This window comes from Streptococcus mitis B6 (genome assembly GCF_000027165.1).
GTDB classification, from domain to species: domain Bacteria; phylum Bacillota; class Bacilli; order Lactobacillales; family Streptococcaceae; genus Streptococcus; species Streptococcus mitis_AR.
The window spans coordinates 1832421-1851190 of the sequence record NC_013853.1 but is presented as its reverse complement, the minus strand read 5'-3'; the positions used below and the strand labels follow the sequence as shown (position 1 = coordinate 1851190).

At 34.3% G+C, this 18770-nt stretch carries 20 protein-coding genes and 4 pseudogenes; 8 read left to right on the top strand and 16 right to left on the bottom strand.

The annotated features are described in order from the left end of the window. Positions 1-14: 14 nt before the first annotated feature. The 10 genes and pseudogenes from SMI_RS09105 to SMI_RS09060 all read right to left on the bottom strand — a co-directional run. Entirely contained in the window at positions 15-284 is a 270-nt protein-coding gene (locus SMI_RS09105; RefSeq protein ID WP_001196077.1) for a helix-turn-helix domain-containing protein, read from the bottom strand. 7 nt (positions 285-291) lie between these two features. After that, complete coding sequence (locus SMI_RS09100) at positions 292-1086, bottom strand: rolling circle replication-associated protein (RefSeq protein WP_000121259.1); 795 nt, start codon at positions 1084-1086, stop codon at positions 292-294. Between the two features lie 171 nt (positions 1087-1257). Continuing rightward, a complete protein-coding gene (locus SMI_RS09095; protein ID WP_000854387.1) occupies positions 1258-2031 on the bottom strand; it encodes a metallophosphoesterase family protein in 774 nt (257 codons plus the stop codon). 85 nt (positions 2032-2116) lie between these two features. Next, the gene (locus SMI_RS09090) at positions 2117-2845 is read right to left on the bottom strand and encodes a metallophosphoesterase (RefSeq protein WP_001096144.1); all 729 of its coding nucleotides are present in this window, start codon (positions 2843-2845) and stop codon (positions 2117-2119) included. A 16-nt stretch (positions 2846-2861) separates the two neighbouring features. Beyond that, positions 2862-3176 (bottom strand): hypothetical protein, encoded by a 315-nt coding sequence (locus tag SMI_RS09085; protein ID WP_000700054.1) that lies wholly within the window; start codon positions 3174-3176, stop codon positions 2862-2864. 95 nt (positions 3177-3271) lie between these two features. Continuing rightward, a complete protein-coding gene (locus SMI_RS09080) occupies positions 3272-4591 on the bottom strand; it encodes an FtsK/SpoIIIE domain-containing protein (protein ID WP_000475501.1) in 1320 nt (439 codons plus the stop codon). Between the two features lie 76 nt (positions 4592-4667). Beyond that, positions 4668-5138, bottom strand: a complete 471-nt coding sequence (locus SMI_RS09075; RefSeq protein ID WP_000252741.1) for a hypothetical protein — start codon at positions 5136-5138, stop codon at positions 4668-4670. A gap of 12 nt (positions 5139-5150) precedes the next feature. Continuing rightward, the gene (locus tag SMI_RS09070; RefSeq protein WP_000400985.1) at positions 5151-6020 is read right to left on the bottom strand and encodes a hypothetical protein; all 870 of its coding nucleotides are present in this window, start codon (positions 6018-6020) and stop codon (positions 5151-5153) included. A 78-nt stretch (positions 6021-6098) separates the two neighbouring features. Then, positions 6099-6494: a hypothetical protein gene (locus SMI_RS09065; protein ID WP_000409324.1), complete on the bottom strand. Its 396-nt coding sequence runs from the start codon at positions 6492-6494 to the stop codon at positions 6099-6101. 497 nt (positions 6495-6991) lie between these two features. Next, a pseudogene (locus SMI_RS09060) lies at positions 6992-7225 on the bottom strand (tyrosine-type recombinase/integrase); the annotation flags it as partial. A gap of 8 nt (positions 7226-7233) precedes the next feature. On the opposite strand from SMI_RS09060, the pseudogene SMI_RS09050 reads away from it, so the two are divergent. Beyond that, a pseudogene (locus SMI_RS09050) lies at positions 7234-7743 on the top strand (helix-turn-helix transcriptional regulator); the annotation flags it as partial. A gap of 126 nt (positions 7744-7869) precedes the next feature. Here the strand turns inward: SMI_RS09050 and SMI_RS09045 are convergent. Beyond that, positions 7870-9240: an MFS transporter gene (locus tag SMI_RS09045; protein WP_000753506.1), complete on the bottom strand. Its 1371-nt coding sequence runs from the start codon at positions 9238-9240 to the stop codon at positions 7870-7872. 268 nt (positions 9241-9508) lie between these two features. Here SMI_RS09045 and SMI_RS09040 point away from each other — a divergent pair, with 268 nt between their 5' ends. Next, a complete protein-coding gene (locus SMI_RS09040) occupies positions 9509-9838 on the top strand; it encodes a winged helix-turn-helix transcriptional regulator (protein ID WP_000447029.1) in 330 nt (109 codons plus the stop codon). 510 nt (positions 9839-10348) lie between these two features. Here SMI_RS09040 and SMI_RS10880 read toward each other — a convergent pair. Continuing rightward, positions 10349-10705, bottom strand: a pseudogene (locus tag SMI_RS10880) (tyrosine-type recombinase/integrase); the annotation flags it as partial. A 78-nt stretch (positions 10706-10783) separates the two neighbouring features. Further along, entirely contained in the window at positions 10784-11992 is a 1209-nt protein-coding gene (locus SMI_RS09030) for an ATP-binding protein (protein ID WP_001106642.1), read from the bottom strand. Positions 11993-12632: 640 nt separating this feature from the next. On the opposite strand from SMI_RS09030, the gene SMI_RS11060 reads away from it, so the two are divergent. The 6 genes and pseudogenes from SMI_RS11060 to SMI_RS09005 all read left to right on the top strand — a co-directional run bounded on the left by SMI_RS11060 (position 12633) and on the right by SMI_RS09005 (position 17222). Beyond that, positions 12633-12866 (top strand): hypothetical protein, encoded by a 234-nt coding sequence (locus tag SMI_RS11060; RefSeq protein WP_419991997.1) that lies wholly within the window; start codon positions 12633-12635, stop codon positions 12864-12866. Beyond that, positions 12829-14106, top strand: a pseudogene (locus tag SMI_RS09025) (peptide MFS transporter); the annotation flags it as partial. The gene SMI_RS11060 and the pseudogene SMI_RS09025, both read left to right, overlap by 38 nt. A gap of 365 nt (positions 14107-14471) precedes the next feature. After that, on the top strand, positions 14472-15158 hold the full coding sequence (locus tag SMI_RS09020) for an XRE family transcriptional regulator (protein WP_000284674.1): 687 nt from the start codon (positions 14472-14474) through the stop codon (positions 15156-15158). Between the two features lie 3 nt (positions 15159-15161). Then, entirely contained in the window at positions 15162-16577 is a 1416-nt protein-coding gene (locus SMI_RS09015; RefSeq protein WP_000540278.1) for a Y-family DNA polymerase, read from the top strand. Continuing rightward, the gene (locus SMI_RS09010; protein WP_000567215.1) at positions 16574-16936 is read left to right on the top strand and encodes a hypothetical protein; all 363 of its coding nucleotides are present in this window, start codon (positions 16574-16576) and stop codon (positions 16934-16936) included. Before SMI_RS09015 ends, SMI_RS09010 begins: the two co-directional genes overlap by 4 nt. Further along, the gene (locus SMI_RS09005; RefSeq protein ID WP_000196993.1) at positions 16929-17222 is read left to right on the top strand and encodes a DUF5960 family protein; all 294 of its coding nucleotides are present in this window, start codon (positions 16929-16931) and stop codon (positions 17220-17222) included. The genes SMI_RS09010 and SMI_RS09005 overlap by 8 nt, the downstream gene beginning before the upstream one ends. Before the next feature lie 142 nt (positions 17223-17364). Here the strand turns inward: SMI_RS09005 and SMI_RS09000 are convergent, their stop codons facing one another. The 3 genes from SMI_RS09000 to SMI_RS10875 are packed head-to-tail and all read right to left on the bottom strand — an operon-like array spanning position 17365 to position 18770. Beyond that, entirely contained in the window at positions 17365-17841 is a 477-nt protein-coding gene (locus SMI_RS09000; protein ID WP_000203048.1) for a glutathione peroxidase, read from the bottom strand. After that, on the bottom strand, positions 17838-18416 hold the full coding sequence (locus SMI_RS08995) for a DUF3278 domain-containing protein (RefSeq protein ID WP_000711223.1): 579 nt from the start codon (positions 18414-18416) through the stop codon (positions 17838-17840). The genes SMI_RS09000 and SMI_RS08995 overlap by 4 nt, the downstream gene beginning before the upstream one ends. 12 nt (positions 18417-18428) lie before the next feature. Then, positions 18429-18770, bottom strand: a complete 342-nt coding sequence (locus SMI_RS10875) for a hypothetical protein (protein WP_000838538.1) — start codon at positions 18768-18770, stop codon at positions 18429-18431.

The following is an 18770-nucleotide window of genomic DNA, read 5'->3' as shown; positions in this document are numbered from 1 at the left end:
TATCATTAGAGATATTATAGCATAGCTTTTCTACAAAGCCACTTATCAATTTCATTTTTATTGAAACGTACAGTCTTACCAATTTTAATAACGGGTAGCCCTTTTTGTATCCAGCCATCTAATGTATTGTTAGATATCCCTAGATATTTGCAAGTTTGCCCCTTGTTAAGGTAAGGACTATCTAAACCTAAATCTTCTTTGAAATGAGAAATTTCGTTTTGCAAGAGATTAGTAATCATCGACTGTATTTCTTGAACTTGTTCTGTTGGTAGAATAACTTGCATTTTTTCCTTACTCCTTACTTAACTTTATTTTTTTGTATTTGACTTTATTGTCAATTAAGTGTCCTTTTCGAAATACTTTGCTAATATAGTTGCTTTCATATAGGATATCTTCATTCTTAACAAGGCTATCTAAGGATTCACTTGTAAATAATTTTATCTCTTCAGGCTTTTGTAAATTACGAGAAGAATAAAAAGCCTTCTTTCCTAGACTCTCTAATAATTCCTGTCCTATGCCTTTTTCCATATATTTTCCAACATAACGACCAGCATTAGAAGAATCATCTAAGTTATGTAGTTTGTTTATCCGAACTGCACCTAACCCCCAAATTGTCAGTAATTCTTTATGAGGGATAAAAGGAAATGAAAAAAGGAGAATGTGTGCATGCCACGCTCCCCTTTTTTGTCGTTCTAATACTGCAATATATTTAATAAGTCTTTTTTTGGAATGGTATATGTGATAGTTTAAACGTTTAATAAATTTATCAAAAAGTAAATTAAACTCATATCTGTTTTGTATATTTTCTTTAGTTGTAAGGGTAAGGAAACTAGTTCTTTCATCAAAATTTGTATCTATTAGGCGTTGAAGTTTCCATTTAGAATTTTTACGAGTGTTAGAAATTCTTTTTATTCGTTCATCTTGTTCAGCAGTTGTGAGTTCTTCAAAAGTTCTACGTTTCTTCTTTTCTTTTAGTGAAATGTGTTCTTCATCAATTTGAGTAGTATCATTTGAAAAAATTGGAGATTCGTATTCCCATATTTCAAGGTACGAAGAAGTTCGGATAATTTTGCGATTGTAACTCACAAAATCATCTCCTTTTCTCGTAATGTTTGCTTATATAATAAATAAACTAGGAGAAGCAAAGCTCCTCCATACTTCTATCATGTGTTTCTAAGCATCGCTCTGCTAAACACGCTTCCAGCTTGCCGACTTCCAGTCGGCAGTTTTGCTTAGTCACATGATGAGAAGTAGTAGTTAAATTTGAGGTTTAGGTAATTGTTTTAATGTTTGGTCTGTAGCCCAGTCAGTTGAAATGATTTCAAGATGTCCTTGGTCATAAACCAGCAGATCTCCGTTACCAATAAATTGATATTTATTATCTTTGTCAATATATAATGAAAAAGTATCTATACCAATAACATTTTTAGAAATATCGATAGATTCTTTAGGGGTATGTCCAACAATTTGTTTAGGGTAGTTGTTATTAGGGATTAGCTCTAGTTCTCTAAAATGAGCCCATAAAGGAGAACCAGCCATATCTCCTCCTCCACGCATATATCCTACTGCATTAGCAAGGATTTCTAATTCTTCTTCATATTCTTCAGTAAAAGGTTTAAAGTGCCATTCTTTTGGGTCAAATAGCAAATTGAAACCAGCATGGCTAACTAAATAATCATCTAGTTGATAAGCTATTTGTAAATTCAAATCTTGTAATAATTGTTGAACTGCGAAAAAGACCTCTAGATTTTGAATTGAGAAAGGAACTTGTTCTCCAAGTAAATAATAAACATCGTGATTGCCCATAAGGTTAATAACTTCTATTGAATTTAATTCTTTTTCTATTTTCCAATCGTATAGAAAAGTGAGATCTTTGGCATATAGTTGGATATTGTTAGTTTGTCCATGTAAATCAACATAATCACCAAGAAAAATGACTCTTTTAATATTATGTGTTTGGATAATCCTGTCAACAATAGGTAAAATTAGTTGAGATTTTAAATGTAAGTCGCCAATTAATAATGTCTTCATATAGATTCCCCTCTTTATTTTTGTTATTAGTATAAGAATAGAATTAAGCTTGCTTAAATTTTTTATGTAATAGAGAAGTATTTTTTTAATATTGATAGGATTTTGAAGCTGTATCATAGCAAAGAACAGGTATTGTTTTGCTATTCTTTACATCTCCATCAATAAAATAATGACTTTTACTATCATGGTAAATCTTACCTAGGTAACTTTTATCTTTAGCTACTTCCCAAGAAGCAACATGACCAGAAACAATATCTTTTAAAAATCCACCAGTGGTAAGAGGAAATTTATTTGTAAACATCTCTGAACTCGTTAGCTCTTTCCAAAGCTTGTCAGCTTCTTCATCAATGCCAGCATGAACAAAAATTTGGGTATCAGTTTCATAATAGCGTTTATCCCTATATCGTTTTTTAAACCAGTTTATGAATGAGTTGAACTTGATATTATTTTTAATTTCATTTCTAACACTTGTTTCAAAGTTGTTAGCATTCGATTTAAAAATATGGTTCAATTCCTCCGAAGAGAAGAAACTTTTTATTGTTTCTGAAAATGGAGAAGAAGTAGGTTTTTCTAAAATCAACCAATCATAAAACCATTCTTCATGATTTCCTAATAGAGTGATAATTTGATTAGGATAAAGTTCCTCAAGTGCAATTATTTTGGAAATAACTTGAAAAGATTGAAGTCCATTGTCAATGTAGTCTCCGATTAGAATAAGACGATTATTTTTATCAGATAAATCTACTTTACTGAGAGCGCATATGAACTCATCTAGGTAACCGTGTATATCAGATATTGCAAAAAGTTTAGCCATAAGTAATATCACCAAATTACTTAGAAATAGGGACTACATCGTTACAAGAAAACCATAAATTTCCGTTAAATTGTCCAACTGTTAAATTAGATAATTTAACGGGGCATGTTTTTTTATCCGATAATAATTGAGGAGTGGCAGTAGGAGATAACGTATTAACTTTTATCTGAATCATTTCCATAAAGAAATCAGAATCCTCATCTTGAATTGAAACATTAAGACGTAGTGCTACAGGTTTATTTGTTTCTCTGTCTAGAACTTCTGTATATCCTTTTACTGCCACGAATTTATTTCCTAATAATTCTGGTTTAAGAAAATCGTTAATTTTCATATAATACCTCATTTCTTTTTGTCATCGCTTAAGCGATGAGGAATAGATATTTTTGCTGAAAATCTATTGAATTTAAGCAAAAATATCTATTGAAATTATTTTGACTTTGTTACGTATAATTGTAGTTCTTTTATAAAATCGAATTGTGTTGTATCAAGATAAGGACTTTCCCAATATTGAGCTTTTTCTTTTCCTGAGCCCTGCATATAAAGATATCCTGCTCCCTTTTCTTCAATAGATTTAAACTTATCAGGTGTAGCCGTGCCAAATACCATGCGGTATCCCTCTATTGAGTTTGCTCCTAAAGCTATTCTCAAACCTAAATTATCTCTAAGATCAGTGTTTAGAGTTTCAGCTCTCATTTGTTGAGCAGATATAAGAATAAATACTCCTGCTTGTCGCCCTAGTAGGATAATTTGTTTGATACCGTCCATTACTTCGGCGATAACTTCTTTAGATTTTTTATCTGTTGCTGAAGCTTGAAATGCTCCCATTTCATCAAATATAAGCCATACTGGTTTAAAGCCGTGTTCGGCAAAATTTGAACCGTAATGAAAGTTATCACGCATGGCTTGATATCGTTCCTGCATTTGTTCAACTACCAAACGTACAATACGAGCAATATTATTGGGAGTTGTAGCTACATATTTATCGCTTAAATAATGAGATAAACTACCTAAATCACTGTTCTTAGGATCTGCAATATATAGTGTTGAATTTCTTTTAAGAAGTTCAATAATTAAAAAAGATATAAATATAGATTTTCCGCTACCTGTACCACCTGAAACTAAAATATGAGGACATTTTATAGGATTATAAGTTATATCATATCCTAAGTCTATATCAAGACTATCTATCTCTTTTTTATGATTATGGGGTGATAATATTAGTCTATCAGGTTTCTTGTAGTAAAAGTGATATTCCACAATATTAGGATGAGTAATTTTTTCTTCTAGTTCAAGTTCTAGAACTCCAGCTAATACATCATCAAGTGTCTGAACCTTTTTACTAAATTCGTCACCTCTGATAAGCGCTTTAATGATAATACGACCGTTTTGATTATCTAATTCATATTTTAAAATCGCACTTCTAATAATTTTTTCGTAACCTGAATTATCCTTTTCCGAAGTGTAGAGATGATTTGTATATAAAACAAATAGTAAGCTTTCCCTGATAATTAAATCAAAATCTAGTTCGTATCTAAAACCTTTTAATTTATTATTTATTTTATAGATTGCTAGAATACCAAAGACAATACATAAGATTTGAATAAAAGCAGGAGCTCTAATACTTACTATTAAACCTAATAAAGAAAAGATAGAAAAGACAATTATTATCAGATGTAACCATTTTAAACGTGAACTTGTAATAAAATAATTTCTTTTTAAGTTAGCTTCTTTTTTTAGTTTAAACATAAACAACCATCCTTTTTAAGTAGTAAAACAACTATACAATTGTTTATATAGAGAACCTAAGCAAATTCTGCTTAGGTTATTGTTGTGTCTTCCAATAGGAATATACAACAAGCTTAATGATGTAACTAAGCCTTGGTAATCTAGTAGCACCATCTTCTTTCATTAAATGATATCGAAATTCATCAAGACCATTTAGAACATTTTCATCTAAATAGAGTCTAGGGGTTACCGATGTTTCTAGACTGGGATTGACAGTTTTGATATCTTTTTCCATTTCTTGACGCAAATTCTGCCATTTAGCAATGGAGTAATTTTTTGTATTTCTATATGCTTCTTCAATAATACTTCCGATAGAAGCTTTTAAAACGATATTGAAAGAAACACCATTTAATTCATCGTAATGATTTGATAGAAGTGTTTGTTCTAGGGTGTTTAGAAAATTATCCTGATTTAGTTCTTTGATTTTACGCTCTTTTTTTTGAATAAGCTCATCTATCCATACTTTGGCTTCGTATGCAAGACGAACACTTTTATATACTCTGACCACAAATCCTCCTTTTTAAAATTCATTAGAAAATCTTATTGTATCCATATTTTTAATTTCCTTATAGAAATTGAAATCTTTTTGATCTAACTTATCACAGATTTGTTTAATGATAAATTTACCACGTTCTTCAATTCGCTCATTGACTTTTTTGAGGAAAATAGGAAAATGTTGACGCTCCATATTTGGTCTTTCGGATGTATGACCTTCCCAAAACAATTCAGTTTCATATTGCTCATTTACGTATGGTTGTAAATAGAAAGCATCTACGAAACATTTCCATGTATCGTTAGGTAAAAGATTGAGCCACTCTTGGAGAGAAAGCATTGTAATATCCCAATAATCTTTTGAGAAGTTATATCTCCCCGTATTTATCCAATGAGGTAATACGGTGAAATTTCCAATTGTGTGAGTTAATTTGGCAAATTTTTTAAATTGCTCTTTATTTTCTTTGATGATGATAAAGTTCTCATAATTATTGTTATTATATAGAGTTGGATATTGTTCGTTTAGATATTGCTCTTCATCTATCCCAATTTTTTTATATATACTTTTATAGTGAGGTGTTTTAGTAATAGAACGAGTGAATGTAGTTAAATAAGAGTTAAGAGTTTCCCCTCTAGTAATACAATTTTCCGAGTTTTGCCACCCCAAACATTTATATAAATAGAATGCTTCCTTATCACAGTCAGCACCCTTACCAAGCAGTTCTGTAACTCGAAAAGTAGTTGGATCAGTAAGTTCACCGTTTTTATATTTTAAAAAATTTGTAATACTATCAGGTGTTAGCGTATCGGAATAACAATTTTTAAAATCCCATTCCCATGGTTTGATATTATTTTCATCACAATATCTCAACCAATCAATAACTTCTTGATGTTCCATAAGTTTTTCCTTTCAGTTTTATTACGGTAATATTAAGTTTTGAGAATCTTAAGCGACTGTTTGAAGAGTATTTTTATTTTATGATGATCTAGTGCTTACAGCGTAAATGTATGCTAAATAGTTTGCAAAATCTCCTTGCCGTTGTCGGTCATCCGTGATTTTATCAAACCAACTAGTATCTTTACCTTTAGATTCGACTTCGCTTTTTAGTGCATTCAATTGTACGATGAAAGCATTATGAGCAGAAGTTCTAAGCTCCCCATGCTTGCCTTGTCTTTCTTTTGATAATGTTGCAGATTTGACACGAATTTCAGTATACTCTGCAGCTAACTCAATCAACATTGTCCAGTCATCAAGGAAAATTGGATCTTTTATGTCAAATGAACTAATTAGTTCATTATAGATTTTATGTGCATCTTCAAAAGTCAAAGCAGTTTTCTCTTGAAGAAAATCGGAATAAGTGTAAATTTCCATAAAGGGCCTCCACGAAAATATTTTTTGTCTAACTACGACTATACTTTTATTATAATCCTATCTAAAAATAATGTCAAGGATTTTTGTAAGTTTTTTAGAAAAAAATTTTTTTAATAGTGATGTATACCTATAAGGGGTTGTTTTGTCATAGTTAAGGTTTAATTAGTACTTCTTGATTTCATTAATTAGGGCAAATTTATGAGATATCTGACTCGTATTTTTTATTTGATAAAAAAATTTGCCCTATTTAAATGAAATTATTTAAAAATAGATAAAATTTAATTGACAATTGATTGTAAAAAAGTCCCTGTTTATAACTATTTGCTACATTTTAATTTAATAGTTAGCCAAACCAGGTCTTAAGAAAGCTCGTAAAGCATCACAATTCTCAAAACGTTAATCAATACGATTATATCAACGTTTACAGACATTCAAGAATTTTCTCTTGGATGTCTTTTTTTGTTCAAAAAACGAAAATTCACCCCAAGTTCACCCTATTACTTTTTGAGACTTCTAAAAGCTATTTCTCCTGCTATTTGATTTACTGTTTCAGTAGTATTTACATAAGTCTTCGTTATTTGGATGTTGCTATGAGTAAGTGCTTCTGAAATAGCGTTTAAGGATGTTCCAGCCTGCCTTGCCAAAGTTGCTCCGGTGTGTCTTAATTTGTGAGGTATGGTGTGAGTAAGTTCCTAATGACAGCGTTTGACTGATTTCATCTTATTACTAAGTCAGTTTGTTAAAAGCAAGAATGACACAAAAAGAATTGGGAAAAATTCTAGGTGTAACTAAACAAACAATTATTAACAATGAGAAAGGCACTACCGAACCCAGTTGAGAACGCCTAGAAGATATTGCGAAAGCTATAAAAATAGATGTGGATGAACTCTTTCCTTATAGTGAGTTTGGAGAAAAGAAAGAGGATTTAAAGTGGGAAGAGCATTTGGAACGTTTGGCAAATGATTTTCAGTATGCTCGTATGGTAGAAGAAGAATTGCTGTTACAGAGTCTTTTTGATTACTCAAAATTCCAGCGAGAGGTAGAACAAAAAACTTATATGAAAGAGAAACTCAATCAAACATTGAAATTGGGAAGCAACAATACTATGTCTGACGAGGAGAAGATAGAGCTTATTAACCTTAAATATGAAAAAGATATTCAGAAGAAAATTGACAATCTGATTGTGTTATATAAAGACCAATCAGACAAAGAACTTGATGTTATTCGATTTGAAAAGATAGATTTATAAAGAAATTACCTTGAAGTTGTCTTTTTTTGAGTTATTTATTAAGCAAATTATGATGATTGGAGTAATTGTGCTGAGAAATAATATAAAACGCAATCAACTTTTAAATTGATTGCGTTCTGTTTAGTTTTATTCTTTTCCATAAAGGTAACGACTAGCAATTAACCAAGTAGCAATATACATTATCACGTTAACCAAAAATGCGATAACGATGACTATATTCCAATCATGGGATAAATTAGTAGTTACAATCCCCATAATTGTTGTACCAAAAAGTCCACCAATCTGTTTGTTAGCGTTTAGAGTTGCACCAGCAATTCCAGATAATTCTTGACCAGCAGCTTCCATAAGAATGGTTGTAGTTGCTGGAGTTAACACTCCGATACCTAGACTCATTAAAGAAAATAAAGGAATTAGGATGTATAGTTGAATTTCATGAAAAAGAACTCCAATTCCAAAAATTCCTGCTGCTCCTACAATGGCAAAAATAATTGAGACAGTAGCGAGGCTTCCCACGGAAAATCGTTTTACAGCACGTGCGTAAAATAAATTACCAATAATTAAGACAATCATTCCTGGTAGAATGAGGAGTCCAGAAACCATTGAGGAAAGGTTTAAATAAGTTTGAAAATAGAGTCCTAGCACCAAAACAATGCCATATAGTGAAATGTTAACTACTAAACCTAATAGATTAGAGATAATAAACTTAGCATTTTTTAATAGTTGGTGGGGAACAATAGGTGTTTTACTTTTTTTATCGTGGACTACTAAACCAATAGCAAATAATATAAATAGGAGAAGAAACAATAAAAGATTTGAGTTACTATAACCATATTGATTCCCTTCAACAAGGTAAATAACTAGACTTCCGATAGTTGTAACCAGAAATATATTACTAAAGATGTCAATTCTGGTCTTTAGATTGGCAATATTATTTTTCACGAGAAGTAATATTGAAATTACTGTCAAAATTCCAAATGGAATATTGACCAAGAAAATACCCCTCCATCCGAAGTAGTTAATAATTAGTCCACCAATAAAAGAACCAGTACCGGTTGCAACAGAAATAATTGCTGTCCAGATTCCTAACATACGTGCTCTTTTAGTAGAATCGGGGTATGAAATGAATAAAAGTGCTAATGAACTTGGCATGAACAAAGAAGTACCGAAACCTTGAATGAATCTAAGTATAATTAATGTTTCAATATTTGGTGAAAAAGAGCACCCTAACGAGGCAAGTGTAAAAATTGTCATTCCAATTAATAAAATTCGTTTAGCACCATATTTTGTTGTTAAATTTCCTGAAAGTAGGAGCAAAGACCCTAAAGCTAGTGTGTAGGCATTAATAATCCAAATGGATTGCTCTAATGAGACGCTCATAGCTGTTTCAATATGGGGAACAGCAAGAACCACTCCGGTTGTATCTAGGACCGCCATAATGTATCCTAGTGAAAGAATAAAAAGTAGATAAGCTGGCGCTTTTGTATTTGTTTTTTTCATCAAGCTTCCTCCGTTATTTCATCAAACCAATTTTCATTTATCAATCAAAAGCAATATATTTAACTTTCTGAAAATATTTTACTTGAGTATATCCAGTATCAAAGTATCATCCATCAGCTCAACCGAGAATATCGTCAATACGGTCAAACTTAGTTATAATATCCATAGTAATTTCCCCTTTCAAGTGATATAATTAGCTTATCATGTAATTATTTATGAAACAAGAAGGGAAAAAAAGTATAGTAACTATCAAAAAAGGAGGAAATGAATGGAGACTTGCAAGATGCAACCTTTGAAAAAATCAATTTGTCCAGCAAGAAGGGTCTTGAATTTACTAAAGGGTAAATTTACTCTTGAGATTTTATCTGAAATTATTAATGGTAATATACATTATGGTAGTCTTTTGCGTAGTGTAGAAGGTATTAATCCTAGAATATTAGCTCAACGGTTACATGATTTCGAGCAAGAAGGTATTTTATCAAGAAAAGTTTTACCGACATCGCCTCCACAGGTTGAATATAAAATGACAAAAAAAGGTATTGCTCTAAGAAGTATCGTTGAAGAAATGAAAAAATGGGAGCAAACTTATAGAAATTAGATTGAATTTACATAATTTATTATTAATATTTTTCTATAAAATAGAAAATGTAATTCTGAAAGATTTGGTAATCTTGTTAATCAAAGCAACGTAAAAACCTAGTTCAAATGTGTGACTAGGGTTTTTTGGCTCTATAATTTTTGTCGTGGGTAAGACCATAGGTAAAAACAGGCAAAATAAAAAATCATCTAAATAGTAGTGTGAACTTTTCGGTACATTCTAGCTCATTTTTTTGATTTTTTGGGGTGAAATTCACACCATTCAACTGAAATTTATTCAAATTAGATGAAATTCTGTTTTCTGAAAAAGTTGGAAAACATTGATTTTAAGCATTTACTGAAGGTTATTCAAATCATAGTTTTTCCAACCAGGTCTTAAGAAAGCTCGTAAAGCATCACAATTTAGTAAACGTTAATCAATACGACTATATCAACGTTTCAAAGCACTCAAAAGTTTACCTTATGGGTGCTTTTTTCTATACTTTCTAAAAAAATTTGCCCTAAAATTACCCTACTTGTTTTTAAGATGTTGGTAGGCAACTTGTCCAGCAGATAATGGAACTATGTTTGAAGCATTAACATAAGTTTTAGTTGTAATTGTATCGCTATGAGTTAATGCTTCAGAAATGGCTTCTAAGCTCATTCATGCCTTTTTAGCAAGTGTCGCTCCTGTATGTCGTAATTTATGAGGTGTAGCATGTTTAAGTTCTGGATGACGACGTTTGACAGATTTCATTTTATTATTAAGATAGTCAGAGTGTAGAGGGCTATTAACATTACCCTTCATATCGATATAAGTAAAGACATATTGTTCATCGGATTGGATAATTCCAAACTTTGATAGTTCAGCATTTTGATGTTTTTTCCATATATTTTGTTAGGATTTGGGTAGAATCATTGATAACAGACTGTTACAAATCTAGTTAGCTGTATGATTTATGATTATCTACTTTTCTAGTAACCAATCTATGATATTTTTCTTCTCAATTCCATTGTAATTGGCTGTTGGCTGAATCGTATCCATTGTTAATAGATACTTGGGGAATTGATCTTTAATGGCTTCTAGTGGTCTAAGTTCTCTGTCTAGTGTTTCTGGAGCAAGTGTTGTTTCACTGACTTGATAATAAGCGTAGTGACCAAGATCAGTTACAACAACAAAATCAACCTCATACTTATCTAAATTACCAACATATACTTGTGAATATCTACGTCTCAATTCCAAATATACAATATTTTCCAAGATATGCCCAATGTCTTCTTTGTGGTCTGGTAATAAGAGATGTCGTAAACCTAAATCAACGGGATAATATTTTTCTAAGCGTTGCAATAATGCTCGACCTTTTACATCAAAACGTGGAACGGAATAAAAAAGTAAACTATCTGTCAAAGTTGTCAAATAATTTTCCAAAGTATTATGGGATATTGAAACATTTTGGCTGACTAGGGTATTGCGAATCTTATTTGTTGATATTAAGCTACCTGTACTACTGAGAAGGGTTCGGACAATGCGCTCAATAATCGTAGGATTTGGATTTCCCAATCTAGTGACAATATCATTTAACAGTATGGAGTTGTATATTCCTCTGAGATAGTCAATTTTTTCAGCGTAAGATGATGTTTGCAATAAGTAAGGGAAAGCACTAAAGAGATAATTGTTAAAAATTTCTGTTGTATTCAGATTCTCTGAGAGAGATTGACCTGATAGGTATTCTTCAAATGACAATGGAAGAACTTCTATCTCAACATACCGACCGGTCAAGTTTGTAGCTAATTGGCTACTCATAAAGTAGGCGTTTGATCCAGTCAAATAGAGGTCAACATTTGGTAGGATAAATAGACTATCTGCTACCAGTTCAAATTTTTCAACATGTTGAATTTCATCTAAAAAGATATAGTATGTTTTCTCCTCAACTAACCGCTCTTTTATATAAGCAAATAATGTTTGAAAATTTCTCAGTTCATAGTAACTCAAATCTTCGAAATTGATGGATATAATCTGATCCTCGTCTACCCCAGTTGCTAGTAACTCTTCTTTATAGAGTTGAAAGAGAACAGATTTACCAGCTCGTCTAACTCCACTCACAACTTTAATGATTTGGCGGTCACGATGTCTTCTTAAAAAATCTAAATAATGTGGTCTTTTAATATAGTTCATAATAGATACCTCAAAGATAGTATAATACAAATAGTAATTATTTTCAAATATTTAGAAATAATATTTAATTTATTTGATTATTTCTAAGTGTTTAGAAATAACATCTGGCACTGTTTAAATATCTTCAGGATAGAAAAAGAAATTGTCCAGGAACGAAGAAACTGTGTATTTGTTGCTAAACTGTACATTATCTTTATGATACAGTATTTCGTATTTTTCAATTACATAAGCTCCGAAAACTAAAAAAGTGATAACCCTTTGATAACCTCTCGATTTTTAAAAGGATTATATATGTAAAAATTGAGGATTTATCTCTTTAAATTACTTGATTTTAGTCATAATTCATCATAAATATCATAATGTAGAAAAAACCAGGTCTTAAGAAAGCTCGTAAAGCATCACAATTTAGTAAACGTTAATTCGAAAGAATTACTATATTTACACAGAGCACCTTTTGGGGTGTTCTTTTTTGTACTTTCTGATTTAATTAGATCCCTATCTGATATTTTCTAATTGAGGATAAAGTGGGAACTTATCTAAATAGATTTTTCAGAAAATTTTCTAAAACAAACATGATTTGTTTGACATTTGTTTGAAAATTCTGTAAAATGAATTATTATATCGCTAAAGGAGAATATATATGGAAAAACAGAAAACATTTTTTGGACATCCTATGGGCTTGTCCACCCTCTTCTTTACAGAGATGTGGGAACGCTTTTCTTACTATGGGATGCGAGCTATCCTACTTTACTACATGTACTATAGTGTGCAAGATGGTGGGTTGGGGATGGATAAGACACACAGCTGCAGCGGTTATGGCGATTTATGGCTCACTGGTATTTTTGTCCTCGGTTATCGGTGGTTTTGTCAGTGACCGCATTTTAGGAAGCCGTAAGACTGTCTTTTACGGTGGGATTCTGATTATGCTAGGGCATATTGCTTTGGCAACACCTTTTGGACAAGTGGCTCTCTATCTTTCTATTGCCTTGATTATCTTTGGTACTGGATTTTTAAAACCCAATATCTCAGATATGGTGGGGGGAATTTATGAGAAAGAGGATGATAGACGGGATGCAGGTTTTAGTATCTTTGTCTTTGGTATTAACTTAGGTGCCTTCGTTGCCCCTTATTTAGTGGGTTATCTAGGTCAGGAAGTTAATTTCCATCTAGGTTTCTCATTAGCTGCCGTTGGGATGTTCTTTGGTCTGGTAAAGTATGTTTTGGATGGGAAGAAATACCTGCCTGAATCAAGTCTTTACCCTACTGATCCACTTTCACAGAAGGACCAGCAGACCTTGATTAAACGCTTGCTGATTACACTTGTCATAGTTATTCTCGTGGTTATAGGCTTAGTCTTTACTCACCAGTTTAACGTGGATATGATTGTTAATATCTTTACAGTAATTGCGGTAATCATTCCAATCTACTATTTCTTCAAAATTTTATCTAGTCAGAAGATAACTGCTACTGAGAGATCCCGAGTATTTGCCTACATTCCTCTATTTATCGCTGGAGTACTCTTCTGGTCGATTGAGGAGCAGGGTTCTGTTGTTCTCGCTCTATTTGCGGATGATCAAACTCGACTTTACATTAATGTATTTGGAAATCAGATTCATTTCCCATCTAGCTTTTTCCAAAGTATCAATCCACTTTTCATTATGATTTATGTGCCGATTTTTGCGTGGTTGTGGGGGAAAATGGGTAAAAAGCAACCGTCCTCTTCTAAGAAATTTGCTTACGGTTTATTTGCAGCAGGTTTATCCTTCTTGTGGATGATGTTACCAGGGATGCTCTTTGGAATAGATGTTAAGGTCAGTCCTTTCTGGTTGATTATGAGTTGGGCTATTGTGATTGTGGGTGAAATGTTGATTTCGCCGATTGGTCTATCAGTCACTACTAAGTTAGCACCAAAATCCTTCCAAGCACAAATGATGTCTATCTGGTTCTTGAGTGATGCTGCTGCCCAAGCTATCAATGCTCAAATTGTAAAATTTTATACAAGCGAAACTGAAGTGGCTTACTATGGAATTGTTGGAGCAATTACGATTGTATTCAGTATCATCTTACTCTTCTACGTTCCACGTATTGAAAAACTAATGTCTGGTATCAAATAGAGAAAAAGTGTAATTTCTGTAGGATGCTAAAGTTAGGATAATTATTTATTCATGGGATTTAGTTCTGTATTGTGTAGGGCTAGGTCCTTTTAGTTTGATTAATACTCTTCGAAAATCTCTTCAAACCGCGTCAATGTCGCCTTGCCGTACTCAAGTACAGCCTGCGGCTAGTTTCCTAGTTTGCTCTTTGATTTTCATTGAGTATAAAACTCACGATGTTTCTGATTTTCCTAGTGGACATTTGTCTACTTTTTTTATATAATAAAACTAAACCAAATTGGTTGAGTTGTAAAAGTGACTCAACTAAAGATTAGTTTTTCTAAGGAAAATTATTTAAGACAAGGTTCTATACTAGGAGATGAAGTATGTATCAGCCAGAAAAACTCAAGGCTCGTAGGAAAGAGTTAAAATTAACACAGAAGGAAATTGCAGAGCAACTTGGGGTTAGCTTCCAGGCTTACTCGGCTTGGGAACGTGGAATCAAGGAACCGTCCAAGGAGAAGGTGTCCCAGCTAGAAAACATTTTAAAAGTCGCAAAAGGCTATTTCACTCAGATTGAGATTGTCCGTCTCTACCATAGCCTCTCCAAGCAAGGGAAGGAGAAGGTTGTTCTCTATGCTCGCGACCTGGCTCAAGAGGAACAAGTCCAGAAAGTGATAGCTATACCAGAGAGACTTTACGAGTACCGTGTCTACGAACGCATGTCTGCGGGAATCGGAGCTTCGGTCTACGATGATCAGAATTTTGATACGGTTTACTTTAATGAGGAACTAGCTCATGATTTTGCGTCATGGGTGTCTGGGGACTCCATGGAACCTAAATACCAAAATGGTTCAGTGGCTCTGATTCGAGAGACAGGATTTGACTATGATGGGGCGGTTTATGCAGTGGTTTGCAACAACCAGACCTATATCAAACGGGTCTATCGAGAGGAGAATGGTTTGCGTCTGGTCTCTATCAATCCTAAATACAAGGATATTTTCATCTCCTATGAGGAAGATCCTCGGATTGTGGGGATTATCGTTGGGAACTTTGTGCCGATGGAGGGATAGCCAATGGGCTACTTTGATTATTCCAGAGAGCCCAAAAGTGACATTGCCTTTGTCGATATGAAATCCTTTTATGCCAGTGTTGAGTGCGTGAAAAGGGGCTTACATCCGCTGAAAACCTCGCTTTGTGTCATGAGTCGCGCGGATAATTCCACTGGTCTTATTCTAGCCTCCTCTCCAATGTTTAAGAAGATTTTTGGCAAATCAAATGTTGGTCGGGCCTATGATCTGCCCTTTGATATCAAGACCCGCAAATTTTCCTACTATAATGCTAGAAAGCAGGGGCTACCGACTGACTCGGACTATGTTCGCTACATCGAAGATTGGGCCCAAGTGACCTTGATTGTGCCACCCAGGATGGACGAGTACATTGCAGTCAATATGGAAATCCAGCGAATCTTTCAAAACTATGGCAGTCCAGATGATATTTATCCCTACTCTATCGATGAGGGCTTTATTGATCTGACTAGTTCGCTCAACTATTTCATACCAGATAAGAGTCTCTCTCGCAAAAACAAGCTGGATATGCTTTCTGCTCGTATTCAGAGGGATATTTGGAGGCAGACAGGGATCTACTCTACAGTAGGCATGTCAAATGCCAATCCTTTACTGGCCAAGTTGGCTCTGGATAATGAGGCCAAGCACACTCCGACCATGAGGGCCAACTGGTCTTACCAGGATGTGGAAGAGAAGGTCTGGTCCATTCCCAAGATGACCGACTTTTGGGGAATTGGCAGGCGGATGGAGAAACGCTTGCATGCTCTGGGGATTTTTTCTATCAAGGAATTGGCAACCAGCAATCCAGACCAGTTAAAGAAAGCTCTGGGTCAGGCTGGTCTGCGTTTGTGGTTTCATGCTAACGGGATTGATGAGAGCAATGTTCATAAGCCCTATAAAGCCAAATCCAAGGGCTTGGGGAATTCTCAAATCTTGCCGAGAGACTACGTGAAGCTACGGGATATTGAAATTATTTTTCGAGAAATGGCGGAGCAGGTGGCTATTAGATTGAGAAGAGCGGGCAAGAAAACAACCCTTGTCTCCATCTATATCGGTTTCTCTAAAGAAGAGGTCAGACCGTCTATTCACACACAAATGAAGGTCGAACCGACCAATAATATAGCTGTCTTAACGAATTATGTTTTGAAGTTATTTCATAGCAAATACACTTCTGGAGCAGTCAGAAGTGTCGGTGTAAACTATTCAGGCTTTGTAGACGAGTCCTTTGGTTTGATATCTCTCTTTGATGATGTTGACAAGTTAGAAAAAGAAGAAAGGCTCCAGACGGCCATTGACTCCATTCGGGAACAATTTGGTTTCACTTCTCTCTTAAAGGCCAATGCACTGGAAGAGGCCTCTAGGAGTCTTGCTAGAAGCAAGCTGATTGGAGGACATTCTGCTGGAGGATTAGATGGATTACAATGATTGATCGTTCTTATTTACCTTTTCAATCTGCGCGAGATTATCAAGATCCAGGTATGCAGAAGTGGATGGGATTTTACCTCTCAGAACACACCAGTTCGCTTAGGGAAGAAAAAAATCGGGTTGATTTTTCTACGGATTTGGACCCAGTTGAGAAACTACATTTACTTTCTCAGCTTTATGTTAGCCAACTTAAGGGAAGTTTTGTGGTAAAGGAAAAGAAGCAGAAAATCACTATCGTCGGTGTGGTGAGAGAGTTATCACATCAGACTCTATCTATTAGGACAAACGAGGGATATAGGTTGATAGAGGTTGCAGATGTTCTCGAAATTCGGCTGTGGGAGGAGGGAGTTTATGACTAGAAAAGAGCTGTATGAAAACAAACTGCAGATGGATTATTTTTCAGATAACTATATTCGTTTTGAAGAGGATTTTCAAAAATACTCTGCCATGAACGTACCCTTGACTTTCTTGGTTGATGACATCCTACGAACCATGGCGATGAATCAGAAAAACTACTTTGTCTTAAACAAGGAAAATGCCAAGGATGGGCGGGAGCATCGTTTTTATTTTAGGGTGGTAACGGAAAAAGCGTGTCCCAGAAATAGGACCTATACATACTCAGGAGTCAAGAATAGCAGTCAGTAGTGCCTTGTCTGCTATGAATGTATCATTTTTACAACACTTCATGGTTCATATCATGGGGTGTTTTTCTATTTAAGTCAAAGCCCATCAAAAAATCTCACTATTCATCAGGCTAAAAGAAACCTAATCATAGTGAGATTGTGAATTATAGTAATTTTTGTATGGCCTCTTCAATTTGTTTTGGGTCTGTTTTTGAAGAGAAGCGTTCAAAGACCTGCCCATCACGACCGATGAGAAACTTAGCGAAATTCCATTCGATTCGTTTTCCTAGTGGGCCAGATTTCTGGTCTTTCAACCAAACATAGAGAGGATCTGCTTCCTTACCGTTGACCTTGATCTTGGCAAAACGTGGGAAGGTGGTTTGATAATGTAGGCTACAGAAGGTGTTGATTTCCTCTGCGCTGCCCAGTGCTTGTCCCATAAACTGATTGCAAGGGAAGTCTAAAATCTCAAAACCTTGATCTTGATAGCGATCATAGAGTTCTTGGAGCCCTTGGTACTGGGGCGTTAAACCACATCCAGTAGCAGTGTTGACAACCAAGAGAACTTTCCCACGATAGGCATTTAGTGGAGTTTCTTGATTGTCTTGGTTCAAGACTGAAAAATCGTATAGTGAAGTCATTGCTTACTTTTCTCCTTCTGTTTGGTATTTTTAGGAGTTTTTTCCTCCTGTAGGGATAGAAAGCCGTAGGTCAGGGTTCCAAAAATGCTACCGATAATCAGGCCATACATCAGCAAAGGAACACTTTTATCGAATTGCATGAGCAACTTCCCAAAATCTGAAAGGGACATCTGTTGAACGAAGACCTTATGAAAGATGAGTAAGGTAAAGAGACCAATCTGAATACCGATAAACACAATCCAACTCCTAAATTTGATTTGGGCTTTGCTGTAGGTTTTGAGGATGATTTCTGACTTGTCATCCTTTTCAAGATGAAGCTCTTGGACGGCTCTTTGAGCTTTTATACTCATGAACCAAATGAGTCCAAAATAGATGTAGGGCATAACATTTCGAACAATTTCTATAAAGCGTCCGAACAAAATATAGAATAGGAAGAGAATGAAGGAAGAGTAAAAGATTTGGACCATAGAACGGGCGCAAGCCTTGTAGATAACCTCTTGACGGCATTCATCAAAAGGCCCTTGGATGTGAAAGAAATTTCGAAGTAGGCGAGTGGTGAAGTCTTCTTTTTTCATGCTAGTAACCTCCTAAATGAGCGGTTTTTGATTGACTTCTTTAACGAGTTGATAGAAAGTATAGAAGTAAATCAAGCTAAAAATGATACAGGTTGTTAGAAATACTAGGTATCTCCAATCTGCAGGACTCCTTAAAAGTTGTGGGAAGGATACGAGGATAAAACAGAGAGATACGTTTAGAAGTCGTATTTTTTTGGATTGGATTTTCTGAAGTATTTGTCCCTTGTTCAGCAAAGGAAGAAATAAAAGGAAAATGATCAAGAAAGGACGCGTAATATGTCCAGAAACCAGGACGAAGGTAATAAATATGCTGACAAAAATGTGACTGAATAGTAAAGTTATTAGTGATTTCAT